Genomic DNA, 25,856 nt, shown 5'->3' with positions numbered 1-25,856 from the left:
TTGTATCGAGTCACAATTTAACAAATACTATTCCAAAACTAAAGTTGCTGGCCGATGATAAAATGGAATTGGCCGCTTGGCTCATAAAGCACGTTTCCGTTACTGGAATCGAATATTGGGTCGAAACCAAAAGCCCAATCAAACCCTAGTAAGCCGAACATGGGTAAAAACGCCCTTATACCCAATCCGGCAGCCCGCTTCACTGAATATGGATTTACTTCATCCCACTGTTGCCAGATATTTCCACCTTCGATAAATACATGTCCGTAAAGGGTGGCAGAAGGATTGAGTGTAATCGGATACCTCAACTCGGCATAAAAGCGACTGTATATATTTCCGTTGTCAATATACGTTCTTGAGTTTTCATCGTACTTTCTGGGCGTAAGTGAGTTATCTTCATAGCCCCTTAAAGGTACCACATCGGTACCATATAGGTTGTATCCCGACAAACCGCTACCCCCCATATCAAACTTCTCAAAAATAGGATAACCAAGATCTTCGTTATAAAATCCTAGTGCACCAAATTCGGCTTTTAAAGCCAACACCAGGTTACCCACAATGGAAGTGTACCAGGCGGCATTGAATGTCCATTTATGAAATTCCACATTACGATAACGCTCATAAGAGCTTATTGTAGAATCGTTTGCATAATCTACCCCATTAAAGGCAGAGTAAGGTGGAGTCATTTCCAAACCTAAGCTGAAGGACGATCCCTGGCGGGGATAAATCATCTGGTCTTGCGAACTGCGCGAAAGCACTCCTTTTATGGTGAGCATATTATAATCTCCATCGCCAAGGGCAAAATAGGGGTAGTTTTTTAATCTGTAGAGATTGTATGCAAATTCGGTATAAACGCTAAAATAGTCGTCGGGCCATTTTAACCTTTTTCCAAAACCCACCGACCCGCCCAGGGTTTTAAAACTTCCTGCAGCTACCTGGTTCACCGACGAGCCTTGGGTTTTTTGAATTGTGTAGTTAAAAGAGATACTCAGAGAATTCGGTTTGCGTCCTCCGAGCCAGGGTTCGATAAAAGAGATGTTGAATCCATGGTAATAGAGGTTAGATTGTGCCCTTAACGATAGCGTTTGTCCGTTTCCGGTAGGTACCGGACGCCATTCGTCGAAGTTCAGAGCGCGGTCAAGCGCCATGTTGGTAAACCTTACACCTATGGAACCTACAAAGCCGTAGCCCCCGCCCCAGCCTCCGGACAATTCGAGCTGGTCGTTGGCACGTTCTTCAAGGTTGTATTCAATATCCACGGTACCATCTGCCGGATTGGGCAGTGGATTAAGTCCAATGTTTTCGGGGTTAAAATGTCCCAGGTTGGCAATCTCACGATAAGAGCGTATCAGGTCGGTTTTACTAAAAAGTTCTCCCGGGCGTGTGTACAATTCGCGCCGTATTACATGCTCGTTGGTTTTGGTGTTGCCTTTAATGATAATTTTATTGATGTTGGCAGGTTCACCTTCTCTAATTCTGAATTCGAGGTCGACCGAATCGTTGTCGATTCTAACCTCATAAGGAGTGACAGTGAAAAACAAATAGCCATTGTCGAGGTAAAGATTCGATACAGCATCTTCATCTACCGAAAGCCTGTCGTTAATGAGTTTTTTGTCATAAACCTGTTTTTCCTTCACGCCCAAGGCCTGCGAAAGTAGTTCGGACGGATAAATGGTATTGCCAATCCAACGAATGGAACGGATATAATACTGGCTTCCCTCGTAAATTGTAATTTTTAGAGCAATACGCTTATCGCTGAGGGTTATTAGTTCTTCCTTCACAATTTTTGCATCGCGGTAACCCGATTCGTTATAAAAATCTATTAGCAAAATTTTATCTGCCTTATAATCTTCTTCGCTGTATTTGGTGCTTTTAAATACATTGGCACTTTTTTGTTTGGTCTTTTTAAATGCCTTTCGAAGCTTTTCTGTAGTAAAAATGTCGTTGCCTTCGAAAATAATTTCATCAATTTTAACCTTCGATTTCTTTTCGATTTCGAGCCATAGGTTTACCCGGTTATCGCCTGTAGTATCAGGTACCTGGCGGGGTTTCACCTCGATATTAAAATAACCTTTCTTAACAAAATGCTTCTTAATAATGGTCACCGCATTATTAATTACATTGTCGGTTAACTGTACACCCCGGTTAAGGTTAATCTTTTCCTTGATGTCGTCGGTTTCTGATTTGTTTAAACCTGTAATTTTAAGGTTATTAAGCCTGGGTTGTTCCACAAGTTTAATTTCTATAAAGGCATTTTCACCTTCAATTTTGGTGATATATACCTGCACATCGGAAAAAAGTCCATGTCGCCAGTATTTGTTAATGGCATCCTGAATTTCTGTGCCTGGAATGGTAATCTTTTGTCCGCGCTGTAAGCCGGAGATACCAATAAGGTGGTTGGGATTGAGGTACTGTACACCGGTAACCTTTATTTCGGCAATAACATACTCTGTTGGTCTGCTATAATCAAAAATCTTCAGATTTGCGCCAGGTTCTTCCTGAGCAAAAATAGCTATACCAAAAAAACACAATGAGAGGAGATAAATAAATCGTAGCATTCTAATTCTTAACTGTTTGCATTAACACCCTGAATAATTTGTTCGCTGGTCTTTCCAAAACGACGCTCGCGGCATTGAAAATCGGCAATGGCTTTATAAAGATGCTCTCTTCTGAAATCGGGCCAGAGGGTTTCAGTGAAATACAATTCGCAATAAGCAAGTTGCCACAATAAAAAGTTACTGATGCGTGTTTCGCCGCTTGTGCGGATAAGCAGCTCGGGGTCGGGGATTTCTGAGGTTGTAAGATGTCTGGCAAATAAATCGTTGGTCACATCGCTTGCTTTTATTAGTCCCTTGTTGGCTTTCTCGACTATTTTCTTCACTGCATCCACAATTTCCCAACGTGCACTGTAACTGAGCGCCAATACGAGCCTTAAGCCAGTGTTGTTCCTGGTTTTTTCGATAGCCTCTTCCAGTTGACGGGATACCCGTGCAGGCAGCGCACTTAAATCTCCAATGGCCAACAACTGAACATTATTTTCAAGCAAGGTCTTGGTTTCTTTATTAATTGTAGTCAGCAACAAGGTCATGAGTGCATCGACTTCTGTTCGGGGACGGTTCCAGTTTTCTGTTGAAAAGGCATATAAAGTCAGGTATTGGATACCTAATTCGGCACAAGCCTCTACCGTATCGCGTACAGCAGCTACTCCATTTTTGTGGCCAAAAACCCGTGGATTTCCTTTTTTGCGTGCCCACCTACCATTGCCATCCATAATAATGGCTATATGGCCCGGCAATTTCTCCTTCTCAAGCTCTTCTTTATTTATCATAATTGCATCACTAATCGTATACCGGACAATCGGCTGCAAATTTAAAAAACTTATAGGTAATAAAAAGCCCCGCGAAATTATACCAGTCGTTTTTACTTAAAGTTGAAGTTCCGGTGGGTGGAATTACGCCATCGATACGGTCTGTAAAGGTTTTGTTGAAAGTCCATTCCACCCCACCACTCAGTCTGGAAGTAAAGTTTATTTTGGCTCCTGCACCAAAGGGTATCACCAAGTGGCTGTTCGCCGAAACATTGGTAGTAGCTGAACTGGATAAAATTACCGAATAGCCGGCACCCCCGAATACATAAGGGGTCCAGTCGTAATTCTTATCGCCAGTGAGGTAGGGGATAAAATTAAATTCTACCTGAGAGGCCAGGTTAATCAATCCGGTTGAAAAGGTCGTAGGGTTGCGTCCTACAACAACTTTATCAAAATCGTTGTCGCTGCCACTCATGTGTGCATAGGCTGCTTTAATACGAAGAGAATATCTTGGGTTGAAATTGTACCTATAAAGCGCGCCAAAGGTATAACCGGGGTTATAAAAAATCTTTTCCGGATTCACTTCGCCAAGGTAAAATGTAGCTCCTCCATAAATACCTATATCCGACTTCCTTTGAGAAAAAGCACTGGCTGTCAAGACAATAAAAACAATGGTAAACAAATATCTTTTCATTCAAGATGGTTTGATTCCTGGGTATTGGATGAATGCATTTTTCTTGTTTTTTCGTTTTTTTAAGCCGAAAGTTTAATTATTTCATCCAAGCCAAGAGTTAGCGCAATTATAAACGATTTTATCCGGCTTTTTAGCGTTCAGGATCAATAATTTTCATTGTTTATCATAAAAAAAGTTAAGTGCCCCTGATACATATTCTTCTTGCTTTCTTAAGATTAAAGGATAGTATTTAGGAAAGATTGAGATGAGGAATCCATCGGATCACCTATAAATAAATAGCTCTAAGAAGTTTTTGGGAGCGGAAGAAAATTGAAAAACCAAGCTGGAAGTATCTCCAATATTTCGTTACAAACTATATCTTACTTTTCGGTCCAGTATGGTAGGTATACCCCTGCGGCTTGTTTTTATGCGGTAGTTGGCAGTCAATAACAAGAAATAATACATATCGTTGTGTTTGGAGCCTTTTAACTGGCTATAGCCTTCGATATAATCGTTCATCGCCCAGCGGTATCCAAACTCGGCTCCGATAAACCAACGCTTGTCGATTACATACTTTACGCCAACACCAAAGGGTATTACAGGTGCGAGGTTTGTTTCTTTGTAGCTGTCGGCATCGGGCATGTATGTTCCTTTTTCGTGGCTGGCCATGGAATAAGTAAGACCCAAACCTGCAAAACCATAAGCGCTGATAGTAGAAAAGTTATTTATCATCCCCTTTTTGTCGAACACCGCTGCACTGCGCAAGCGAGGATCTTCGGAAAGAAAATAATATTCGGCCTGGCCACTGAATTCAATAAAATTCACCTTATAGCTCCGCCCACGTTCGTTGGGTGTTCCTGCATCAGAGCCTTTGCCGCTGGCATAGGTCAGGTTCGATTTGACTGCGAAACGATTATCGATTTTAAATCCCGCATTGATATGATAGGCTAAACTGGTTTCGTCTATACTAAGGTCTTTTAAACCATACCAGTTGTTTTCGTCAGCAGCTCCTCCTATATCTCCAAAAACTTGTGTGGGGCCAAAACCTGCACCTACATGATAGCGCATAAGCTTCCAACGCTGTGCATCGGCATTTTGAGTAGCCAATAACAAGCCTAAAAATAAAATCGCCAATAGGTTTTTAAAATGCATGCGCATAATTTCAACGGCAGTTTGAATGGTTAAAAATAGTTTATACACATTGATTTTCAAAAAAATACCCAAATATAGCTGCATTAACCTGCATAATTGCGCTTGTCGGCTCCCCACATCAGCTTGTTACGCAGGGTTGAATAGTAATTATTAAAGGGCAAACGTAACATTTGCAATTCGAATTTCGATTTACGCACTATTATGCTTGCCTGGTCTGAGGTCATTTTTTGTATACGATTGTCCACCGTAACCAGAAACGAATTTCCCCGGGTTTTTACATTCAGCCTTATAAGTGTGCTGTCGTGAAACACTATAGGCCTCACTGTAAGGTTGTGCGAGGCAATGGGTGCAATAATGAAGTTATCTGAACCTGGCACTACAACAGGACCGCCCACACTTAATGAATAAGCTGTTGATCCGGTAGGTGTTGCAACAATAAGGCCGTCGGTCCAGTAGGTGTTTAAAAACTCATCGTCGAGCCATGCATCGATAGAAATAAGCGAGGAGTCGTTTTTCTGGATGGTGACCTCGTTGAGGGCAAAATTATAGCCGCCAAATAATTCCATTTCCGATTCAACCCTCAGTAAACTTCGGTATTCTATTTTATATTCGCCATTTAAAATACAATCGAGGGCTTTGCTAATCTCGTCTTTACTAATGTTGGCAAGAAAACCCAACCGGCCGGAATTAAGCCCGATTACCGGAATGGTAGAACTTTTCAGGTAGAGCATACTTTCAAGAAAAGTACCATCGCCTCCAATACTGATAAAAAAATCAACTTCATTCGGAGACTCTTCAGGCCTGGAAAATAAAGAGCAAGGTATATTCAAACCCTTGTCGTGCTGTAAGATAAATTGATAAAAGGGTTCGTAAACTGAAATTTCAACTCCGTTGTGCTGCAATCTTTGGAGCAATTCGCAAATAGTCTGATGAAAGGAGGGTTCGTATTGTTTTCCAAATAGGGCAATCTTCATGAGTCTGAAAAAAAATGTTAAATACTCAGGTATTTCATAAAAAGGTTGTAACGGCTCTCATAAAGACTATTCAAATCGTTCTCGTCTGTAAAGGAAGCTTTTACTTCGTAATTATAGCGGAAAAATGTTTGCAGAATGGCCCCTATTTCTTTTCGGTTAATTTTTAATGTTACTTCCATACGGGTCGATTGAATGGAACTTGTAATGTAACAGCTAAGTATCTTTGCATCGTTACCTTCTACAATCTGAGCTATTTGCGAAAGTGAGTAATCGTTCGCATTCAACTCCAGCACAATAATGCCTCCAGGCTGTTTAAGTGCTGAAACATCGGCAAAATAATGCAGCAGATCGGTAAGGGTAATTAACCCCAGAAATTTATTCTGCTCATCGAGCACTGGAATCACTGTCAATTGCAATTCCGAGGCCAGTTCCATTACTTCGTAAATATGCTGACCCGCCAACACAAAGGGACTGAATAAGGAAAGACTGTGATTGCCAATTGGCTCCTCGGCCATGTTATGGTCGTAAATATCTTTGTCAGAAATGAGCCCTAAAAAATCCTGGTTGTTGACTATGGGCAAATGCGAAATACGGAAAATATCCATCCAATACAATGCTTTCTGTCCACTGTCGGAGGTTTTAAGGGCGGGAACAATATCGGATATTAAATCTTTTGCCAGCATGTACCGAAGTTATCAAAAAAAATACTAGTACTTTTACAAATTCTTCACAATCTATTCCTATGACCCGATTAAGTGTAAATATAAACAAAATTGCCACAATCCGGAATGCCAGAGGGGGTAACATACCCAATGTAGTAGAAGCAGCTATCAATTGCGAAAAATTTGGTGCTCAGGGAATCACAGTGCACCCCAGGCCAGATGGCCGGCATATTACCAGGCAAGATGTGTTGGATTTAAAAAAAGTGGTCCTTACCGAATTCAATATAGAAGGTTACCCCTCGCGCGATTTTATTGAAATGGTCACAAAGGTAAAACCCACGCAAGTTACACTTGTACCCGATCCGCCTGAAGCACTTACGTCTAACCAGGGATGGGATACGATAAAAAACAAAGAGTTTCTTCGGGAAGTTATTGAAGAATTTCAGCGCAACCAGATACGTACTTCTATTTTTATTGGCACCGAACCTGAAATGATAGAAGGAGCTGCTCTAACAGGCACCCAAAGGGTTGAACTTTATACCGAACCTTATGTATCGCATTTCGATAAGAACAAGGAATGGGCAGTGGCACCCTTTATCAATGCAGCCCAAATAGCCCGCGAATTTGGCCTGGGCTTAAATGCAGGCCATGATCTGAGTCTGATTAACCTGAAATATTTTCGCGAGCAGATTTCTGGTCTACTTGAGGTTTCGATCGGGCATGCGCTCATTTCCGATGCTTTGTACTACGGGCTCGAAAAAACTATTCAACTCTATTTGCAGCAGCTGAAATAATGGAGCTTTCTTATAAATCCATTGGCCAGGGGCCACCCCTTGTGATACTGCACGGGCTTTATGGCATGGGCGACAACTGGATGAACATTGCCCAGGCGCTATCGCAGCAATTTACTGTTTACCTGGTCGATCAGCGCAACCATGGTAACTCAGCGCACACTCCCTTGCACAACTACGATGCCATGTCGGCCGACCTGAAAGAATTTACGGACAAACTGAAGTTCGAAAATTTTGTACTGATTGGTCATTCCATGGGTGGCAAAACTGCCATTACTTTTACCCTGCAACATGGCTTGTTGGTAAAAAAACTAATTTGTGTCGATATCTCTCCCTATTCTTATCTTGGACTCGAAGCCTTCCAAAAGAATGTTTCCTTTCATCAAATGGTACTGGAGCGCTACCTCACTGCCCCCATCGACAAAGCAACACGACGCGATGAGATTGAAGCCTATTTTGCTGAAAAAATTACCGACACCTCCATACGCCGATTTCTCCTTAAAAACCTCGCGCGTGGTAAAAACCATTCGTTTTTCTGGAGACACAATGTAAAAACCCTAGCCGATGCTCTTGAAAGCATTATCGATGCAGCACCACCAGTGAAAATGGGGGCGCAGAGCTATGTTCCAACCCTGTTTCTTCGGGGAGGTAAATCGGATTATATTTCGCAGGAAGATGTAGAAAGCATACGCGATGTATTTCCCCGTTCGCAAATAATTACTTATGAAAATTGCGGGCATTGGCTTCATTCCGAGGAGCCGGAAAGATTTATTCAGGATGTGCTGAATTTCCTTCAATGACCTCGATATTGCTTCGCTGAATAAACTCCGGAGCTATTAAAGGCCTGCCCTGGTATCGCATCATAATCTGCATCAGGGCTATTACATCGTTTTCGCAATACCTTTTTATTTTTTCAATATCTTTTTCGATATAAAATACGCGCGCTACCTGACTTCCATCAATTTCGGCCTTGGGACTATCGATATTAAATACATAGGTAAGCAGGTCGAGCGAGGTGTAATGCTTATAATCGCCAAATTTCCACAATTCCAAGGTGTCGAGATGTTTTATTTCCCATGGTTTTTTACCGCCATTGTTGAGTGTTTCGGGCAAAGGCAGGGCGTTGATAAGCAGGCGCCTGGAAAGATAGGGGTAATCGAACTCCTTGCCATTGTGCGCACACAGATACACCGGATGTTTTTTTTCCAGGCGCAGGAGTAAATCGATAAATGAACTGAGAATATCTACCTCATTATCGCCGGCAAAAGACTTTAGTTTGAATCCTGGATTTTGAGTTTCGCCGGTAACAATGCCGACTGAGATACACACAATTTTCCCAAACTCGGCAAATATACCGGCACGGGCATAGACCGTTTCCGGCGATTCGTCTCCACGGAATTGATTCGATTTCTTCTCCCAGAATTCCTTGTAGCGGGCAGGTGCTTCGGAATAATTTTCGTAAAGTGGTACAGTTTCGATGTCAATGAAAAGAATTTGCTTAAGCGGAATGGATTGGTACATGAAATTAAAGGGTTTGGTTTGGTCTATTTTAGCTATTTTTGAGCAAATTTACAGAAAACGATAACATGAACTTTCTCAGTAAAACCTTGAAAAAATACAAATGAATGAATTATACCCATTAAGGTTTCGCCCCATTATTAAAGACAAGATATGGGGAGGATCAAAATTAAAAAACTTATTGCATAAAAAGGAGGCTACTGAAAAATCGGGCGAAAGCTGGGAAATTTCTGGTGTGGAAGGCGATATATCGGAGGTAGCTAACGGTTTTCTGGCCGGCAACAGCCTCGATGAACTAATTGATGTGTATATGGGCGACCTGGTAGGCCAGAGGGTTTTTGAGGAATTCGGCAACCAGTTTCCATTACTGATTAAATACATCGATGCCAGTGACGATTTATCGATTCAAGTGCATCCCAACGATGCCCTGGCAGCCGAAAGGCATCAATCGTTTGGAAAAACAGAGATGTGGTATGTGGTTCAGGCCGACAGCGATGCACGTATGCTGGTAGGATTTAACCAGGCGGTCGATAAAACCATCTACCTCGATAAGCTTCAAAACAACCAGGTACTCGATATTATGAATCGTGACAGTGTGCAGCTGGGCGATGTGTATTTTATACCCGCCGGACGTATTCATGCAATAGGCAAGGGCTGTCTGGTAGCCGAGATACAGCAGACCTCCGATATCACCTATCGTATTTACGATTTCGATCGGCGCGACGAAAAAGGCATTGCACGCGAACTCCATACTGCTCAGGCATTGGATGCCATCGATTTTTCGTTTTCGAAGGAATACAAAACACCTTATAAAAAGAAGTCAAACACTGCCACAGAACTTGTTGATTGCACCTATTTCCAAACTAATCTGCTTCAACTGAACGATGCCCTTGAGCGCGACATGCACGAAATAGACTCTTTTGTTATTTACCTTTGTGTGTCGGGCAAGGCCGAAATTGTAACCGATAACAAAGTACGCACCCCAATAGAAAAAGGCGAGACCGTGATGGTGCCAGCCGAAATTGGCCACTATTATATTTATGCTTCTCCGGCAGCCGAGTTGCTGGAGGTTTATATCGGAAATCCTGGAGAATGAAAATAAACAGTGTTGAGTTCCTGAAAAGCAGTTCGAAAACCGAACAATGCCCCGAAGACGGTAAACCCGAGTATGCTTTTGTGGGCCGGTCAAACGTTGGTAAGTCCTCATTAATCAATGCGCTTACCGGACGAAAAAATCTTGCCCTTACCTCAGCAAAACCAGGAAAAACAAGACTTATCAACCATTACAATGTCGACAACACCTGGTACCTGGTCGATTTACCTGGCTATGGTTATGCACAGGTATCGAAAAAAGACCGCGAAGCATTCGACAAGCTCATTCGCCATTACCTGCTCGAACGTGCCAGCCTGATGTGCCTCTTTTTGCTGATCGATAGCAGGCACCCGCCCTTAAAGCCCGATACGGAGTTCATTACATGGCTTGCTGAAACAGGAGTTCCATTTGTATTGGTGTTTACCAAATCAGATAAATTATCAGCCAACCAGCTTGAAATAGCCTTGACTGAATACAAAGCGCAGTTAACAGAAAACTGGGAGGAATTACCTCGGATTTTTGTTACCTCAGCCGAAAAGGGAACCGGCCTTTCAGAAATTCTTGATTTTATCGGACAAGCCAATCAAACCCACTTTACGAGCGGGGCATAAATATTATGCTGTATTTTTAATCTTAACTTTAGATTTTGATAAGATATTTTTTACTTTTGCTGCGCCAAAAAAGCTTGTCGTAAATTCACTTCGCGAAATGAAAAACAAAGCCCCTATTAAGTTCTTTGCCGGTCGTTCCTCAGCATACCTGGCAGAAAAAATCGCCAATAGTTTCGGATCAGAACTTGGAAAAAGTTCAGTGCTGGAATTCAGCGACGGTGAGTTTCAACCTGCTTATGATGAGTCGGTAAGGGGGTGTATTGTGTTTATTGTGCAATCAACTTTTCCACCTCAGGACAACCTGATGGAATTACTATTGATGATTGATGCCGCCAAAAGGGCCTCCGCTTACAAAGTAGTAGCTGTAATGCCTTATCTTGGATTGGCACGTCAGGATAGAAAAGACCGCCCTCGCTGTTCGATTGGGGCCAAATTAGCTGCCGACCTCCTTACCAGTGCCGGCGTAGACCGCATTATGACTATGGACTTGCATGCCGACCAAATACAAGGATTCTTTAATGTGCCGGTAGATCACCTTTATGCCTCCTCTTTGTTTGTGCCCTATTTGAAAAGCCTTGAGCAAGACCTTGTAATTGCAGCACCTGATATGGGTGGCTCGAAAAGGGCCAATGCTTATGCCCGCTTTCTGAACAGCGACATGGTTATTTGCTACAAATCGCGCAAAAAAGCCAATGTCATTGGCGAAATGCGTATTATTGGCGATGTGGCTGGCCGGAATATTGTAATAGTTGACGATATGATTGACACAGCCGGAACAGTATGCCTTGCGGCCGACATGATGATGAACGAAGGTGCAGCCAGTGTGCGTGTGATGGCTACCCACCCTGTATTATCTGGCCCCGCCTATGAACGCATCGATAAATCGGTTATCAAAGAAGTAGTGGTTTCCGATACCATTCCACTTCGTGGACACTCCGACAAAGTAAAAGTGATTTCGGTGGCAGACCTTTTTGCCGATGTCATTAACAAGGTTTACAAGTACAAATCGATAAGTTCAAATTTTATTTTTTAAACATTTATTAATCATTATATTTGCAGCCCTTTTCACGCAGGGAATTGTTCTAAACAATAGTGTGATGGGGAATTCAATTCCAAGTAGCACAATTTAAATTGTTTTAAAATGAAGACATTTACAATTATTTCAAAAAAAAGAACCGATCTAGGTAAAGCCAGTACAAAAACGCTTCGCAGCCAGGGACTGATTCCCTGTGTAATGTATGGTGGAGAAGAAACCATCCATTTTACTGCCGACGAAGCCGAAGTAAAAAAGTTAATCTACAGCAGCGAAGTATTTCTAATCGAACTTGACTTAGATGGTAAAAAGTATAAGGCTGTAATGCACGAACTTCAGTTTCACCCTGTTACAGATAAGGTTTTACATATCGACTTTATTCAGGTATTCGCAGACCGTCCGGCAGTGGTTTCATTGCCTATAAGACTTACCGGAAGCTCAAAAGGTATTCTGGCAGGTGGAAAACTACGTCTGAAAAAACGCTACCTGAAAGTACAAGGTTTAATCAACAATTTACCCGAAGAGCTCGTTATTGATATTACCGAATTAAAAATTGGTGAAGTTATTAAAGTGAGCAACCTCAAATTCGATAAGCTTGAAATTCTCGAGCCAGGACAATCGATGGTAGTTGGTATCGTAACTTCGAGGGTTGCTGCCAAAGGCACTACAGCTGCTGAGGGAGCTGAAGAAACTGCAGAAAATGAAGCTGCTGAACCTGCTAAAGCCGAGGCATAAACCAGAAGATCCTTTGAAATTCCTGATTGCAGGCCTGGGAAACATTGGTGCAGAGTACCAAAATACCCGGCACAACATAGGATTTAATGTATTGGATGCACTAGCGAGTGCATCCAATATTTCTTTTATAGAGAAGCGATACGCTTCTTATGCCGAATATAAGTTCAAAGGGCGAACCTTTATCCTTATCAAGCCCACCACTTATATGAACCGCAGTGGTCTGGCCATAAACTACTGGTTAAGGCAATCCAATATACCACTCGAAAACTTACTAGTGATTGTTGATGACCTGGCCCTACCTTTTGGCAGTATTCGCATCAGACCAAAAGGCAACCATGGCGGCCACAATGGGTTAAGCCATATTCAACAAACACTCGAAACAACTGATTATCCAAGACTAAGATTTGGTATCGGAAGCGATTTTTCCAAAGGCCAGCAGATCGATTATGTACTTGGAAAGTGGTCGGGTGAAGAAAACAAAGAACTCCCTTTTCTTATAGATCACTGCATTGAGATTATAAAAAGCTTTGGCACACAGGGTCTGGAATTGACCATGACTAAGCTTAACAAAAAATAGAACCTACCCTCTTTTTTATCAAATTACTTATTGTCAAGGAAATTTGAAACCGCCATCCTCCACTTTTTTTTAAAAAATCATCCCGATTGTAGTCCTCTCTTTTTTCAACTTGTCCGTGACACAAAACAATCGTACCATAAAGATTGTTACTGACATAGATTGTAAAAAAATGACCAACAAAGCACTCCATACAATTAGTATCGCAGCCGGAATATCACTTCTAGGAATTCTGATTACACAGGCAACCTGGCTCAAGAAGACTCACGATGCAGCCCAAAAACAATTCAACCACAGGGCTAATCAAATGCTCGAAGATGTAGTCAACGAGCTTCAAACCTATGCCGATACTTCTTCGGTAATTGCTATTCACAACCAGACTGGAAACCTTCATTTTTACGATGTTGTTGACACCCTTTTACTAAAAAATCTGATACAAAAATACGCCATCTATCACACCCTCGATACGGTGTTTCATTATGCCCTGGTAATAACGGAATCTACAGAAATTATACATCGTTCGGAAGGGTTCGAAGATTGGCACGAAAATGAGTCCTACATGGTATGCTTATCGTGTATATGGAAGAAAGAATACATTCATCTTTCAGTGTTTTTTCCGAATAAAGACAAAAGTATACTTAGCAGCTTGATTATTTGGATGTTGCTTTCAGTCGTTTTTACACTGGCCACAATAGGTGCGCTGATTTTAATACTCTTTACGGTTTTTAGACAAAAGAAAATTGCGGAAATAAAAAACGACTTTGTCAACAACATGACGCATGAGCTAAAGACACCCATATCGACCATTTCTGTTGCCTCTGAAGTGCTCATGCAGTTAGAAGAAACTAATCTGGATAAGCGTCTGAAAAAATACAGCAAAATAATTTTTGATGAGAATCAACGTATGCGAAAGTTGGTGGATAAAGTGCTTAACATTGCCACCCTCGATAAAACTCAGCCAAACCTCGACATAGAGGAGGTTAACATGCACACTATTATTTGTAAAACTGTGAACAGCTTTTGCCTTGAGGCTAATAAACAAGATGTCAAGATCGATTATCAGCTTATGGCTGATCGGCCTATTGTATTGGCAGATACTTTGCACATGCGAAATGTGATTAACAACCTCCTGGACAATGCTATCAAATATTCTGTTGATGCCCCGGAAATTACCATTTCTACCCAAAATTCTGAAGGCTATCTGCTCATAAAAGTGGCCGATAAGGGAATTGGCATAGCCAAAGAATCAATCAACAAGGTGTTTGATAAGTTTTATAGAGTACCTGAAGGTAATGTGCATAATGTAAAAGGCTTTGGCCTCGGCCTTTTTTATGTAAAAGCAATTGTAGAGGCACATCAGGGTATGGTGACTGTTCATAGCACTCCCGGAAGTGGATCGGTGATGGAAATTTACATACCCCAATAAATAGTATCTACGGTAAATAACTGAAATATGAAAGATAAAATATTGCTGGTAGAAGATGATGAGAATCTCGGTTTAGTTACCAAAGATTTTCTGGAAATGGCAAATTACGAGGTTACCCTCACCACCAATGGGCACATGGGTCTTGAACTTTTTGCCGAGAACAATTACGATATGGTTATTCTGGACGTGATGCTTCCGCAGGTCGATGGGTTTTCGGTGGCAGAAAAGATAAGAAAATCCAACAAAGATATTCCGCTCATTTTCCTCACAGCCCGATCGATGAAAGAAGACCGTATTAAAGGTTTCAACCTGGGGGCTGACGATTACATTACAAAACCTTTTAGTACCGAAGAATTACGATTAAGGGTTGATGCCATTTTACGTCGGGTAAAATCAGGTTTAAATAAACCCAAAGAAATGGCTATTTACACCATTGGCCCATTCACCTTCAATTACGACGAATACGAATTAAGTTCGCCAGTTCTTGGAAAAAAACGACTTACTAAGCGGGAGGCAGATGTGTTGCGTATGTTATGCCACTATAAAAACAAAACCCTCAAACGCGAAGTTGCCCTTAACGAAATTTGGGGAGAGAATGACTATTTCATGGGGCGCAGCATGGATGTGTACATTACTAAACTCAGAAAACTGCTCAAAGCAGAACCGGGAGTGACCATAAGCAATGTACACAATATAGGCTTTAAACTTCAGGTAGATGAATAAGATGCAAACAGCTTAACCCGGAAAAATTAGTGAGATGCCTTTTGTGGAACCTGAGTAATACTTTTCTTATTACGCAGATAATGATTTAGCTTGCTGAGAATTTCATCGATCTGCACAGGTTTTGAGAGGTAATCGTCGCAACCTGCCGCGATGCAGTTTTCCTCGTCCTGAGGCATAGCAAACGCAGTTTGGGCAATAATAGGAAGGGTATTATTCTTTTTACGAATCTGTTTGGTGGCATCCAGACCATTCATGTCCGGCATTTTAATATCCATAAGTACCAGATCGATATTGGCATTCGTCAGGCATTGATCCACAGCTTCTACTCCATTTCGCACCCACAACACTTTTGCCTTGGTGGGTAAAATGATGCTCTCTAACAAAGTATAATTCGCCACCTCATCTTCAGCAATAAGAATAGTAGAACCCTCCCAGTTGTAGGTAGTATCGAAGGCTATTTTTTCCGGCTTCACTACGTTGCCCGATTTAAGCGGCAATGTAAAATAAAAGGTAGAACCCTTGTTAAGTTCTGATTGCAGCCGAATACTCCCGCCCATAAGCTTTGCCAGGCCTTTTGAGATAGAAAGTCCCAAACCTGTACCGCCATAAAGTTTATTGTACGAGCTGCTTACCTGCCTGAATCGGTCGAAAATAATCTTTTGCTCCTCGTTCGATATTCCAATTCCGGTATCACTCACAAAAAATACTATCTCTTGCTTCTCCGAGTTACAGGTATAACCAAACTGTACCTGTCCGCTTTCCGTAAATTTAATAGCATTACTTAGCAAATTGGAAAGCACTTGCTCCAGCCTGGCTTTATCGCTAATTATCAGATCATTCTCGTCGGACAATTCAATTACCTCTTGAAAATCGATATCCTTATTTTGCTGCTTAATGGCATTTTCGAAATTCTGCTTCAGACTGCGAATTGTTCGGTTAACGTGGAAACTTTTGTTGAAAAGGCTTATTTGGTCAGACTCAATTTTGGAAATATCGATGATGTCAGAAATAATATGCAGCAATTGTCTACAATTGGAATTTATCAGGTTGATAAACTCAACTTGTTTGGATTCTGAGATTTTCCTGTCGCGCAATAAACTGGCAAATCCCAGAATAGCATTCATCGGTGTTCTGATTTCGTGGCTCATGTTAGCCAGAAATGCAGTTTTCAGATGATCTGCTTCTTCGGCCTTGTCCTTTGCCAGTTTTAATTCGTCGTTGATAAGCTTTAACTTTACGTTCTGAACAGCGAGTTTCTCGCTGAAAGCCTTCACCGTTTCTTCTTTCTTTTTGTGCTCGGTAACATCCAGTGCTACACCTGTAACGCCGATTACTACCCCAGAATTATCGAAAATTGGCGCCTTGATTGTTTCCCAGTATGTGTCGTCTGTTTTTTCCTCGACCTGCAATTGATTTTTATTCACTACCACATAAAGGTCGCCATCGCGGTATTGTTGTGCCAAGTCGTATGGATAAAGATCGTAATCGGTACGACCGATAATCTCTTCGACAGATCTTTTGTACCTGCGTGCAAAAGATTCATTCACCGACACATACACTCCATTTAAATCCTTCATCCAGGCCAAATGAGGCAAGTTGTTGAGAATAGCCTTTTTTTGGGCCTCGCTTTCTATTAAAGCCTGCTCAGTAATTTTCCGCTCGGTGATGTCAGTTATGATTCCTTCAATGGCTATTATTTCTTTGCGTTCGTTATAAATGGCCAGGTTTTTTTGCAATACCCAACGTTCTTCGCCGTTTTTCCGAATAATTTTCATTTCGAAATATTCCGGAATCCTGCCAACAATGATATTACGCCAGTGAAAAAAATAATCTTTAATGCTATCGGGATGAATCAGGTGACGAATAATGGCGGGATTTTTATAGAAATCGTCTGGTGTATAACCAAATAGCTTCTGAACTTGAGGTGAAATGTACTCGTATTGCCTTTCCTTGAATCGAAACCGGTACACCACATCGTTCACATTCTCATTGATTCGATAAAACCGGTCTTTGTAAAAATTCTCACCCGGCAGAAAGGATTTGCGTAGCAACTCTATTTCGTGCTGCAATGCCTCTACCTTTGCCTGCAAGGCTGTGTTTTCCTGTTTCAGATTTTCGTAACCGGCATCGCTTGACATGGAAGAAAATTCAAATGTGCGGGTGTAAGATAAATAAAAATTCTATTTGCCTACAATCTGCATTTTCAATTTTTACCAATAGATGCATTTATTTTTCTGATTCACAGCCAGATTGGACGAACGTTGTATTTTCGAAAAAATGCCCTAAACTAAAAAACAGAACCTTTATAAGTAAATTGATGGGGAATTAAGACTTTATTCTTTGTACCAGTCCGCATACATCTTATAGTTCCGGGCTATGCCTTCGATCATTTCGCTGGCTTGCCGGGGATCGACATCCTTAAGGCGTTTTGCCGGGTTGCCACCATAAATGCTGCCGGGTTCTATTTTTGTGCCCGACAACACGATAGCGCCAGCAGCTATAATGGAGTTTTCTCCAATTTCGACATAATCGAGAATTACTGCGCCAATACCGATTAATACATTGTGGTGAATTTTAGCCCCATGAATCACAGCATTATGTGCTATGGTTACATTGTCGCCAATCTCAATGGTTGATTTCTGATAAAGGGTATGCAACACGGCGCCATCCTGCACATTTACATTGTTACCCATTCGTATGGAATTGACATCGCCCCGCAATACCGCACCATACCATATGCTGCACCCATCTCCCATTACTACATCGCCTACTACCACTGCTGTTTCGGCAAAGAAACAATCTTTTCCATATTGAGGTGTAAAACCCCGCACCGGACGAATAACTGCCATATCATTACTTTTTGGTAAAGATATACCAGCCATCTGGTTTGGAAAAATAAAATGCTTTTTTTACCGACTTCTATTATCTCAACAATATTACTTTGGAGGAGCCAATTATGGATGACTATTTGGTTTATCCGATCCTTCGGGCCTGATATACACAAAAGAATAGCGGCGTACAGAGGCTCCGTAAAAATAACCCAGGGCATCGCCCGACAGGTTCGTGAGTATATCGGCTTTGTTGGCATCGAAGGGGCTGCCTGTCCAGTAAGTCATTTGCATATAGGTTGTCCAGAATTCGTAATATGGCTTTGGCAGCGATTCCATTTCTACCAATACCCTGTTTGTATCTCTTTTAATTTCTTCCGGTTCTAACATATAAACAGCAAACGTACTTTCTAGGTATTCATTTCCATCTTTATCAGTTAATGGTGTGGCACCAATGTAATTGCCATTTACAAATTCATCGTCCACAAAGTTGGTTTTAAAGATCGAATCGTTGTACAAGCTGTCGTTGATGTAGAGGTTCCAGAGATAGGCATTGCCCGGCTCTTCAAGTTCCCAACCGTGGTAATAGAGGTTATGGCTGAAAATTTCATAGTTTTCAAATTCCTCGTAAATAAATTTCACCGAATCGATTTCGGGTATATTGGCAATAAAAGTTTCGGCATGGTAGGTTTCACCGCTAGTTAATGTGATGTGCAAGGTGTAATTTGCACCAATTATGCCATAGACATCGGGGTTGGTATAATAATGTCCTGGAACTTCTTCTTGCAGGATAAACTCTCCTCCCGGATGTTCTATGCGCACATCGGCACCTGTTTCCCAAAGAATATCCGATTTATCTATAGTTTGGGTTCTGGAAAGCAGCACATAATGCCGGGTTGTATCGGTAGTAATTTTACCTTCTACCACTAATAGGTTTTCAAGCTCACCCTTAAATTCCGTCTCGAGTGGCTCCTGGCAGGAATTAAGAAAAAACAGAACCGGAACAGAAAGCAGCAAGAATGGAACAAAAGGGCTGCTTAAATTTTGAAAGTATTTTTTGATGCTGGTATACATGATTACTTATGAATTAAAAGGTGAAATTATAGGTTATGGCCGGTATCACTTTAAAGAGGTACATTTTATTCATTTGAATTCCGGAAACACTTTCAGGATCATCGACATAAAGCACAGAATAAAGATTATGCCTGTTGTAGGCATTGTACACCGAGAGCGTAAGGCTTTGCTGGTACTTCCGGTTGGGCACCTTGTTAAGGTCAATGGTGGCAGCCAGGTCGAGCCGGTGGTAATCGGTACCCGGAAAGCGATAGGCATTCCGGTCGGAGAATTTCGGGAGATAATAATTCTGGTAGCGACTGTAAGAAGTGGCTACTGTAAAAGGCATGGCAGTATAATACACCCAGTTGGCCGACACATTCAAACGGCGGGTTGCATCGTAAGAAAGTACTATTTTAATATCGTTGGGCCGGTCGTAGTTGGTAGGGTATTCGTTGTCGTGGTTGATGTCTTCAATTTTTCGACGTGTGAGCGACCATGTATAGCTTACCCACCCTGTTAGTTTGCCCTGACTTTTACGCACATAAAACTCAGCCCCGTAAGCATATCCCACTCCCTGCCTCACTTCTCCATCGAGTTGCTCATTGCCAAAAATCACCGAATGGTCTTTAAAATCGATGGTATTGTTGAGCCATTTGTAATACCCCTCCACCGAAGCTTCGAACATGTTGTTGTTAAAATTCCTAAAATACCCCACAGCTATCTGGTCGGTAAGCTGGGGCTGAATATTCTGGTTGCTGGTAAACCAGATATCGAATGGGGTTGGGGCTTGGCTGTTGGTGGCCAGATGCAGGTATTGAATCATGCGGTTGTAACTGGCCTTTACCGAATTTTTTTCGTTGAGTGTATACCTTGCTCCGATGCGGGGCTCAAAACCATAATAAGTATTGTAAATATTACCTTGCTCATACACTAAACTATCCAGAAATTCACCTTCCTCGTTGTACCTGTTAGCTACTCCGCCGGCATTATTAAACATACTAAAACGCAAACCATATTGAAGCGAAAAACGGTCGCTTATATTTTGTTCGTTGCACACATACACAGCACTTTCGTAGGAATATTCGGTAGGAATCTCCATTTCGTTGAAGGTACTTTCGCCCAGTGGTTCAAACTTACCGGGTAACAGTTTATGGTACATCAACTGCACTCCAAAGCACACCGAGTTGTTGGGGTTGAGGTAGTATGTATAGTCGTTTTTAAAGCTATAATCGTCGATGCGTGAAGTCCAGTCGAAAGCAAAACCACCTGTAGGCTGACCAAGGGAATAATTGTACCGGCTCCCGATAAACATAAAGTTCGAAAACAAGCGGCTATTAAATACATGGTTCCAGCGCAGGGTGCCGGTAGCATTTCCATAGCCCATCTGAAAAAAGCTTCCGAGTTTCACCACATCTTTGCCCGAATAAAGTGAGAGAAAAACACGGTTATTTTCATTAATGTGGTAATTGCCTTTCACATTGACATCCCAAAAAAATACTTTAGTGTCCTGCAATACGGGCTCGTTGAAGAGAGGGAAGAACATATCATAATAGGTTCTTCGTCCCGATACCAGGAAGGAAGATTTTTCATTAATGGGGGCTTCAAGCGTAACGCGGCTGGCAAGCGTACCTACACCGCCTTTGGCAGCAAAACGTTGAGCATTGCCGTCCCGCATTTGTACATCGAGTACAGAAGACTGTCTGCCACCATACTTGGCAGGTATTCCACCCTTAAAGAGTTCCACGCTTTTTATGGCATCGGGATTAAACACCGAGAAGAAGCCGCCAAAGTGCGAGGGATTGTAAACCACTGCCTCGTCGAGCAAAATCAGGTTTTGGTCTACCGCCCCACCGCGCACATAGAAACCAGAGGTGCCTTCGCCTACCACAGAAACGCCGGGTTGCAATTGTATAGCCTTTATCACATCGGCTTCGCCCATAAAAGTGGGTATGCGTTCGATGGTTTTTATGTCGAGTTTTTCGGAACTCATCGATACATCGCGTATATTCACATCGCGCCGCTCGGCGGTAACAGTTACCGATTCGATCATTTCAGAGGTTTCTTTAAGATTGAAAACCAGTTTGGTATCTTTTGAGAGATCGACAACCTGATTCTGCTGCCCATAGCCCATGTAGCTGATTTCAAGGGTATAAGTTCCCTTCGGTAGCGTAATGGAATAAAAACCATAGGGGTTGGTGACAGTGCCAAGAGTTAATTCTTTTACAATTACATTGGCACCCACAAGGCTTTCGCCGGCCTCATCGAACACATGTCCGCTGATGGTAAATTTCTGCGCCTGCACAATCCATGCAAAAAGCAGAAGGAAGAGCACTAAAACAATTTTTTTCATGAGTAAGGAAAGGTGTTAAAAGGTTTCAATTGGTATTTAACGTAATAAAAACAACACAAACTTATACAACCTATCTATCGGGGTATAGGTGAAATCGGTAAACAAGCTTTATCTGTCGGTAACTATAAAGTATTGCCCAATGAAGCCCAGGGTAAATAATGACCGATGTTTCTATTGAGCTTTTAAGTCAGTTAAAACTTGCCAAACTTAAAAATTAATCCTGCCGAATAACTGGTAAGCGCATTTGGAGATACGAGCGCTATATTCTCTCCGTTGTAAAGCTTTGTAAGGCTTATGGTACTGGTATATCGGTAATTGAGAAAGGCTGCGATCCTAAAAAAATGGGTAAGGTTAAATTCCAGCTCAACGCCTGGTTCCAGCACGCCAAAAGTGGCTGTTTGCTCTACCATATTTTCCTGCTCATAGTCGGTTCCTTCATCTTCCCAGGTAGAATAGGCTGCCCCGCCCACACCCACTAAAACCGGAAAGGAAAGGTGCACTGGGCTTCGTCCAAAAGCTATTAGTTCGAGAAAAACACCGCCATAGCCGCCGGCAAGTCCGGCCTTTTTCTGAAAAATCGGGTCGTATTGATATTCGGTTACAAATCCGGCCCCGCCAATGCCCATGGCAAAGGTGTGCCCGAGTATAATACCCCCGCGACCATTGAAAACCATTGCGTTGTCGTAATTAATGGGTGAGTACCCCCCACCAAAGGCTCCATATCCGCCAATGGTACGGCCCTCGAATATGGTTTTAAACTCCTGTTCCTCCTGTCCGGAAAGGGTGATCGCCCAGAGGATACTTAAAATGGCAAGTATTTTTTTCATACAAATAGGATTAGAATCGGTATTTCACAGAAATCGACATGTTAGCCGGACGCAATAAGAATATCCGGTTAATAGAAAACTCAAAAAAAGGTTTTAATTCGCTTGAAACCATAATGGGTACTTCCGGAAAATAATATTCCAGACCAATTATCCCATCCATCCCGAATAAGGGAGAGAGCGTCCAATTGTAATAATAAGTTCGGTTAAGCAGCTGGTGCTTATTGGTGTAAGAAATTCCAGTATGCACGCCATAACCATAATAAAGCCTGAAATTTTCGGAGTATTGTTCAAAAGCAGGTTTGAAATGCTGCTTCATTCCACCAACGCGGAAACCTCTATCCTGAAAAACCAGAAAAAGTTCAAGGGCTAAATCATCCTTCACAAACTGCCGGTAAGCAAATACGGTTCCATCGCCAAAACGTATGCCCGCATCGCGTGTGTAATTTTGTGCGTGAAGCAAACTGCCGGAAAACAACATGCCAATCAGGCACAGCATTCTTATCGCCATCCGCCTTGTCTTTCCCCTTGCTTTCATTGGTTCTGTGCGCTATATGTTTGATCGATTACCTGACCTGAACCTGTAATGCTGGTATTGACCGTGTCCGGATTTCCATAGTAATACACAAAACCAGAACCGCTTAAAATCACATCGAGTGTATCGTAAACATAGGTATGAATATTGCCTGAGCCAGAATGATTGATGGAACAGGAATTTACCCGCATCGATTCGGCATTGATAACTCCCGAACCCGAAAGGTTGATGTTAGCATATTCGGAACGACCTCCTAACCAGATATTTCCTGAACCAATAAGACTTACATCGAGGGTGTTTGCTACCGATAGGTTACGGATGGTGATATTGCCCGAGGCAGAATGCACCACATTGAAATACTCCGAGGTAAAACCATTGACTTCGATGTTGCCTGTACTATTCAGCGAGATATAGTTTAATGCCGGACAGCTAACCACAATCTGGGTCTGATTGCTAAAATTGATGCATCCATCGTGTTCGTTACTAATTACCAATTTCTGGTCTTTTACGATGGTTTTAATGTATTGCTGCAAGTTTTCGTCTGTGGTAACTTTTACCGATGTAGTGGGGCCAAACTCTACAATTACTTTAAACTCGCCGTCGACCTGAATTCCGTTAAAGGAGCCTCCTAATCTTTCTTCGGTTACAACCGCACCACTGCCATCAAGGCAAGGCAACCAGGCTTCGCAGGAATAGAACCATATTGCAACAAAAAGAATGACAAGCCTGGTAAGAATAGAGTTGTTTTGTAAAGTTTTCATTGCTCTGTTACTTGTGTTAACTTTCATTTTTGTATGATGTTAATGTAACACTTACGTTCGGCTAAAATCTTAACTTTTGGCAGATTCTCCGAAGTGCTGGTACCAAGGGTTCCATAAGTTAGCAATAATTTCTCTTCTCCGCCCAGTTCCTTGGTCTGAAGTTTCGAGTTAATTGTAGGCACTGTAAGGTATACTTCCGGATGATGGGTTACATCGAGGTTAAAAGATGATCCCCTGGCAAAACGTAACTCTACATCGGTAAGATCCGAAACTACATTCACCAGACTAAACTGGGTATTGATGTCTTCCACCACCAGGCTATAATATTTATTGGAAAAATTCATCTCGCGCTGCAGGGCGCCAACCCTGAGCTTGGTAAAGTCGCCTGTACCAGACAATACATTTACCTGTCCGATTTTATAATTGTCGCGACGCGAAATTACCTTCATTTGATTCACCTTTTCAAGGGTAATGTTGGAATACTTGGTATCGAGGTCGAGCCGGTTGGCACTGGCAAGTTCAAAATCGGAATACCTTAAGGTGATGGTGCCATTGACAATGCTTTTAATCAGTGCATCGGCCGAGCTTAATTGAATGGAGGTATTGCCTTCGAGCCGGTTCGACTTTAATGCTCCGTTCGAAAGTATTAAACCAAGGTTACCACTAAAATCGTCGATGTACACATCGCCAAATTTATTGTCAATTTTCAGATTGGCATTGGCCGGCAGGTAGACGGTATAATTGATACTCACATTGTTCGAGGGTACCACCGTTTCCACCATATCCGAAAAAATACCCCCCGACTTCGAAAACAAAGTCCGGGCCACTATGTAATAATTTGTGCTGGTAAAGTCGAAAGTGATACTTGATTTCAGTTTCTCCAGTTTTTGCTGGTCGGAGGCTGATACCCGCATATCGACCACAAATTTTACAGAGTCTTTGCTCCAGGTAACCACATGCACCTTGCCATATTTATTGTTTACCTCTATGGTCGATTTGCTTGAGATTGCGAAATTCCTGACCATTTGCTCGGAGTAAACCTGCGCCCCAAGGTAAAGCGGGACTAGCGCGAGAATCCAGACGAACAAGTGTGTCCTATAATTCATATTCTGTTTTATTATTGCTCTTACTATCATCCTGTTCAACATCTAAATAAATTACCATTTCTTCCAGAATATCAATGCGGAGGCGGTAGTTTTCTATCATGGCCTCCAACACATCCTGGTTGGCGATATTGTCTTTAAGGTCTTCTTTTAAACTGGAATAAATACTGTCCAGTTCCATCATATCGGTTTTTAGCTCTTTTTCAAGCTCCGGATTAGCCGAAAGTCCCGATTGGAGTTGCTCCATTTTCATGTGAATTAACCCCGAATAGTAGACCTCTGCTTCCTGTAATTCAGGTATCACTACCTCATTATTTGTAAAGAAGTACTTTTGAATCGTGAAGGAAAGAATAAAAATTGCGGCCACTGCGGCTACCCTTGTAAGAATGTAAGTCAGACGAGTTCTTTTCCGCAGTACTATTTGTCGCTCGATGCCTTTCCATACCGATTCGCCGGGTTCGAATACATCGAACTCTTGCCGGTGATCGCGCACGAAGTTTTCAAGTCGTTTGTTCATCTTTATGGTGTATTTAGCATTTCTTTTACTTTTTGTCTTGCCCTGGAAAACTGCGATTTTGAAGTCGATTCGCTGATCCCCATTATCTGGGCTATTTCTGAGTGGTCGTAACCCTCAATAAGATAGAGTGAGAAGATAACCCTGTATCCATCGGGTAATTTCTCCATGGCCCCAAGTATTTTATTGACTTCGTATTGTATGTCTGTTGGATCGTCTTCATCGTTTTCAGAACTTTCGGGTAATTCTTCCCTGTAATTCAGCTCTACTCGTCGTTTTTTCAAGTGATTAATGCACCTGTTGATGACGATGCGTTTTAACCAGGCGCCGAAAGAAGATTCAAACCTGAAACTGTCGAGCCGGAGAAAGGCTTCCGCAAAAGCCTCCTGGAGTATGTCTTCCGCTTCTTCCCGGCTGTTAAGCATACGGCAGCATATATTGTACATGGCTTTGGAGTAGAGCTTATACAGCTGGAATTGCGCCTTACGGTTTCCGGCTATACTAAGCTCTACTATTTCGCGATGTATGTCTTGATAGGCTACCTCCAATTTGGTTCAGTTTTCGTCCTTAATGACAAGCGGTCGATAGCAGGGTTGCATGGTGCAGCTACTTT

General features: G+C 42.1%; 26 protein-coding genes. 9 read left to right on the top strand and 17 right to left on the bottom strand.

The window, feature by feature from the left end:
* Window positions 1-38: 38 nt before the first annotated feature.
* The 6 genes from bamA to IPM71_04095 all read right to left on the bottom strand — a co-directional run bounded on the left by bamA (window position 39) and on the right by IPM71_04095 (window position 6,789).
* The gene (gene bamA / locus IPM71_04120; protein QQS51921.1) at window positions 39-2,558 is read right to left on the bottom strand and encodes an outer membrane protein assembly factor BamA; all 2,520 of its coding nucleotides are present in this window, start codon (window positions 2,556-2,558) and stop codon (window positions 39-41) included.
* A gap of 8 nt (window positions 2,559-2,566) precedes the next feature.
* Window positions 2,567-3,328 (bottom strand): isoprenyl transferase, encoded by a 762-nt coding sequence (locus IPM71_04115; protein QQS51920.1) that lies wholly within the window; start codon window positions 3,326-3,328, stop codon window positions 2,567-2,569.
* A gap of 10 nt (window positions 3,329-3,338) precedes the next feature.
* The gene (locus tag IPM71_04110; GenBank protein QQS51919.1) at window positions 3,339-4,001 is read right to left on the bottom strand and encodes an outer membrane beta-barrel protein; all 663 of its coding nucleotides are present in this window, start codon (window positions 3,999-4,001) and stop codon (window positions 3,339-3,341) included.
* Between the two features lie 345 nt (window positions 4,002-4,346).
* Window positions 4,347-5,180 carry an outer membrane beta-barrel protein gene (locus tag IPM71_04105; GenBank protein QQS51918.1) on the bottom strand — a complete coding sequence of 278 codons (834 nt, stop codon included), beginning with the start codon at window positions 5,178-5,180 and terminating at the stop codon, window positions 4,347-4,349.
* Window positions 5,181-5,215: 35 nt separating this feature from the next.
* Window positions 5,216-6,106 carry an NAD kinase gene (locus tag IPM71_04100; GenBank protein QQS51917.1) on the bottom strand — a complete coding sequence of 297 codons (891 nt, stop codon included), beginning with the start codon at window positions 6,104-6,106 and terminating at the stop codon, window positions 5,216-5,218.
* 17 nt (window positions 6,107-6,123) lie between these two features.
* Window positions 6,124-6,789, bottom strand: coding sequence for a CBS domain-containing protein (locus IPM71_04095; protein QQS51916.1), 666 nt, complete (start codon window positions 6,787-6,789; stop codon window positions 6,124-6,126).
* A 59-nt stretch (window positions 6,790-6,848) separates the two neighbouring features.
* Here IPM71_04095 and IPM71_04090 point away from each other — a divergent pair, with 59 nt between their 5' ends.
* Together IPM71_04090 and IPM71_04085 are read left to right on the top strand one after the other, a co-directional pair.
* On the top strand, window positions 6,849-7,562 hold the full coding sequence (locus IPM71_04090; protein QQS51915.1) for a pyridoxine 5'-phosphate synthase: 714 nt from the start codon (window positions 6,849-6,851) through the stop codon (window positions 7,560-7,562).
* Entirely contained in the window at window positions 7,562-8,359 is a 798-nt protein-coding gene (locus IPM71_04085) for an alpha/beta fold hydrolase (GenBank protein ID QQS51914.1), read from the top strand. The genes IPM71_04090 and IPM71_04085 overlap by 1 nt, the downstream gene beginning before the upstream one ends.
* Here IPM71_04085 and IPM71_04080 read toward each other — a convergent pair.
* A complete protein-coding gene (locus tag IPM71_04080) occupies window positions 8,328-9,080 on the bottom strand; it encodes a 3'-5' exonuclease (GenBank protein ID QQS51913.1) in 753 nt (250 codons plus the stop codon). The genes IPM71_04085 and IPM71_04080 overlap by 32 nt on opposite strands.
* 100 nt (window positions 9,081-9,180) lie before the next feature.
* On the opposite strand from IPM71_04080, the gene IPM71_04075 reads away from it, so the two are divergent.
* From IPM71_04075 to IPM71_04045, 7 genes are all read left to right on the top strand, one after another.
* A complete protein-coding gene (locus IPM71_04075; GenBank protein ID QQS51912.1) occupies window positions 9,181-10,173 on the top strand; it encodes a class I mannose-6-phosphate isomerase in 993 nt (330 codons plus the stop codon).
* Window positions 10,170-10,781, top strand: coding sequence for a YihA family ribosome biogenesis GTP-binding protein (locus tag IPM71_04070; GenBank protein ID QQS51911.1), 612 nt, complete (start codon window positions 10,170-10,172; stop codon window positions 10,779-10,781). Before IPM71_04075 ends, IPM71_04070 begins: the two co-directional genes overlap by 4 nt.
* Before the next feature lie 97 nt (window positions 10,782-10,878).
* Window positions 10,879-11,814: a ribose-phosphate pyrophosphokinase gene (locus tag IPM71_04065; protein ID QQS51910.1), complete on the top strand. Its 936-nt coding sequence runs from the start codon at window positions 10,879-10,881 to the stop codon at window positions 11,812-11,814.
* A gap of 108 nt (window positions 11,815-11,922) precedes the next feature.
* Window positions 11,923-12,549 carry a 50S ribosomal protein L25/general stress protein Ctc gene (locus IPM71_04060; GenBank protein ID QQS51909.1) on the top strand — a complete coding sequence of 209 codons (627 nt, stop codon included), beginning with the start codon at window positions 11,923-11,925 and terminating at the stop codon, window positions 12,547-12,549.
* Window positions 12,550-12,562: 13 nt separating this feature from the next.
* Window positions 12,563-13,126 (top strand): aminoacyl-tRNA hydrolase, encoded by a 564-nt coding sequence (locus IPM71_04055; protein QQS52779.1) that lies wholly within the window; start codon window positions 12,563-12,565, stop codon window positions 13,124-13,126.
* Between the two features lie 169 nt (window positions 13,127-13,295).
* Window positions 13,296-14,549: a HAMP domain-containing histidine kinase gene (locus tag IPM71_04050; protein QQS51908.1), complete on the top strand. Its 1,254-nt coding sequence runs from the start codon at window positions 13,296-13,298 to the stop codon at window positions 14,547-14,549.
* Between the two features lie 27 nt (window positions 14,550-14,576).
* On the top strand, window positions 14,577-15,272 hold the full coding sequence (locus IPM71_04045; protein ID QQS51907.1) for a response regulator transcription factor: 696 nt from the start codon (window positions 14,577-14,579) through the stop codon (window positions 15,270-15,272).
* Between the two features lie 26 nt (window positions 15,273-15,298).
* On the opposite strand, the gene IPM71_04040 is transcribed toward IPM71_04045, so the two are convergent.
* From IPM71_04040 to IPM71_03995, 10 genes are all read right to left on the bottom strand, one after another.
* A complete protein-coding gene (locus tag IPM71_04040) occupies window positions 15,299-17,410 on the bottom strand; it encodes a response regulator (protein ID QQS51906.1) in 2,112 nt (703 codons plus the stop codon).
* Between the two features lie 195 nt (window positions 17,411-17,605).
* Window positions 17,606-18,121, bottom strand: a complete 516-nt coding sequence (locus tag IPM71_04035) for a gamma carbonic anhydrase family protein (GenBank protein QQS51905.1) — start codon at window positions 18,119-18,121, stop codon at window positions 17,606-17,608.
* Between the two features lie 105 nt (window positions 18,122-18,226).
* A complete protein-coding gene (locus tag IPM71_04030; protein ID QQS51904.1) occupies window positions 18,227-19,174 on the bottom strand; it encodes a DUF4249 domain-containing protein in 948 nt (315 codons plus the stop codon).
* Between the two features lie 13 nt (window positions 19,175-19,187).
* A complete protein-coding gene (locus IPM71_04025) occupies window positions 19,188-21,506 on the bottom strand; it encodes a TonB-dependent receptor (GenBank protein QQS51903.1) in 2,319 nt (772 codons plus the stop codon).
* A 191-nt stretch (window positions 21,507-21,697) separates the two neighbouring features.
* Complete coding sequence (locus IPM71_04020) at window positions 21,698-22,333, bottom strand: hypothetical protein (protein QQS51902.1); 636 nt, start codon at window positions 22,331-22,333, stop codon at window positions 21,698-21,700.
* Between the two features lie 10 nt (window positions 22,334-22,343).
* Entirely contained in the window at window positions 22,344-22,841 is a 498-nt protein-coding gene (locus IPM71_04015; GenBank protein QQS51901.1) for a hypothetical protein, read from the bottom strand.
* A 23-nt stretch (window positions 22,842-22,864) separates the two neighbouring features.
* Complete coding sequence (locus IPM71_04010) at window positions 22,865-23,626, bottom strand: DUF2807 domain-containing protein (protein ID QQS51900.1); 762 nt, start codon at window positions 23,624-23,626, stop codon at window positions 22,865-22,867.
* A gap of 23 nt (window positions 23,627-23,649) precedes the next feature.
* Window positions 23,650-24,732, bottom strand: a complete 1,083-nt coding sequence (locus tag IPM71_04005; protein QQS51899.1) for a hypothetical protein — start codon at window positions 24,730-24,732, stop codon at window positions 23,650-23,652.
* Window positions 24,722-25,246, bottom strand: coding sequence for a hypothetical protein (locus IPM71_04000; GenBank protein QQS51898.1), 525 nt, complete (start codon window positions 25,244-25,246; stop codon window positions 24,722-24,724). Before IPM71_04000 ends, IPM71_04005 begins: the two co-directional genes overlap by 11 nt.
* Window positions 25,247-25,248: 2 nt before the next feature.
* Window positions 25,249-25,791, bottom strand: coding sequence for an RNA polymerase sigma factor (locus IPM71_03995; GenBank protein QQS51897.1), 543 nt, complete (start codon window positions 25,789-25,791; stop codon window positions 25,249-25,251).
* Window positions 25,792-25,856 lie beyond the last annotated feature (65 nt).

The sequence above is a fragment of the Bacteroidota bacterium genome (assembly GCA_016699695.1).
GTDB lineage: Bacteria > Bacteroidota > Bacteroidia > Bacteroidales > UBA10428 > UBA10428.
The sequence above is the reverse complement of the archived record's forward strand: the minus strand, read 5'-3'. Positions and strand labels throughout refer to the sequence as shown.

Bases quoted from the DNA above. Each gene is read 5' to 3' on its own strand.
- IPM71_04065 (QQS51910.1), top strand. From the start codon at position 10,879: ATGAAAAACAAAGCCCCTATTAAGTTCTTTGCCGGTCGTTCCTCAGCA.
- IPM71_04045 (QQS51907.1), top strand. From the start codon at position 14,577: ATGAAAGATAAAATATTGCTGGTAGAAGATGATGAGAATCTCGGTTTA.
- IPM71_04115 (QQS51920.1), bottom strand. From the start codon at position 3,328: ATGATAAATAAAGAAGAGCTTGAGAAGGAGAAATTGCCGGGCCATATA.
- IPM71_04075 (QQS51912.1), top strand. From the start codon at position 9,181: ATGAATGAATTATACCCATTAAGGTTTCGCCCCATTATTAAAGACAAG.
- IPM71_04005 (QQS51899.1), bottom strand. From the start codon at position 24,732: ATGAATTATAGGACACACTTGTTCGTCTGGATTCTCGCGCTAGTCCCG.
- IPM71_04110 (QQS51919.1), bottom strand. From the start codon at position 4,001: ATGAAAAGATATTTGTTTACCATTGTTTTTATTGTCTTGACAGCCAGT.
- IPM71_04040 (QQS51906.1), bottom strand. From the start codon at position 17,410: ATGTCAAGCGATGCCGGTTACGAAAATCTGAAACAGGAAAACACAGCC.
- IPM71_04100 (QQS51917.1), bottom strand. From the start codon at position 6,106: ATGAAGATTGCCCTATTTGGAAAACAATACGAACCCTCCTTTCATCAG.
- IPM71_04025 (QQS51903.1), bottom strand. From the start codon at position 21,506: ATGAAAAAAATTGTTTTAGTGCTCTTCCTTCTGCTTTTTGCATGGATT.
- bamA (QQS51921.1), bottom strand. From the start codon at position 2,558: ATGCTACGATTTATTTATCTCCTCTCATTGTGTTTTTTTGGTATAGCT.
- IPM71_04060 (QQS51909.1), top strand. From the start codon at position 11,923: ATGAAGACATTTACAATTATTTCAAAAAAAAGAACCGATCTAGGTAAA.
- IPM71_04000 (QQS51898.1), bottom strand. From the start codon at position 25,246: ATGAACAAACGACTTGAAAACTTCGTGCGCGATCACCGGCAAGAGTTC.
- IPM71_04050 (QQS51908.1), top strand. From the start codon at position 13,296: ATGACCAACAAAGCACTCCATACAATTAGTATCGCAGCCGGAATATCA.
- IPM71_04035 (QQS51905.1), bottom strand. From the start codon at position 18,121: ATGGCAGTTATTCGTCCGGTGCGGGGTTTTACACCTCAATATGGAAAA.
- IPM71_04080 (QQS51913.1), bottom strand. From the start codon at position 9,080: ATGTACCAATCCATTCCGCTTAAGCAAATTCTTTTCATTGACATCGAA.
- IPM71_04015 (QQS51901.1), bottom strand. From the start codon at position 22,841: ATGGCGATAAGAATGCTGTGCCTGATTGGCATGTTGTTTTCCGGCAGT.
- IPM71_04085 (QQS51914.1), top strand. From the start codon at position 7,562: ATGGAGCTTTCTTATAAATCCATTGGCCAGGGGCCACCCCTTGTGATA.
- IPM71_04020 (QQS51902.1), bottom strand. From the start codon at position 22,333: ATGAAAAAAATACTTGCCATTTTAAGTATCCTCTGGGCGATCACCCTT.
- IPM71_04090 (QQS51915.1), top strand. From the start codon at position 6,849: ATGACCCGATTAAGTGTAAATATAAACAAAATTGCCACAATCCGGAAT.
- IPM71_04095 (QQS51916.1), bottom strand. From the start codon at position 6,789: ATGCTGGCAAAAGATTTAATATCCGATATTGTTCCCGCCCTTAAAACC.
- IPM71_04070 (QQS51911.1), top strand. From the start codon at position 10,170: ATGAAAATAAACAGTGTTGAGTTCCTGAAAAGCAGTTCGAAAACCGAA.
- IPM71_04010 (QQS51900.1), bottom strand. From the start codon at position 23,626: ATGAAAACTTTACAAAACAACTCTATTCTTACCAGGCTTGTCATTCTT.
- IPM71_04030 (QQS51904.1), bottom strand. From the start codon at position 19,174: ATGTATACCAGCATCAAAAAATACTTTCAAAATTTAAGCAGCCCTTTT.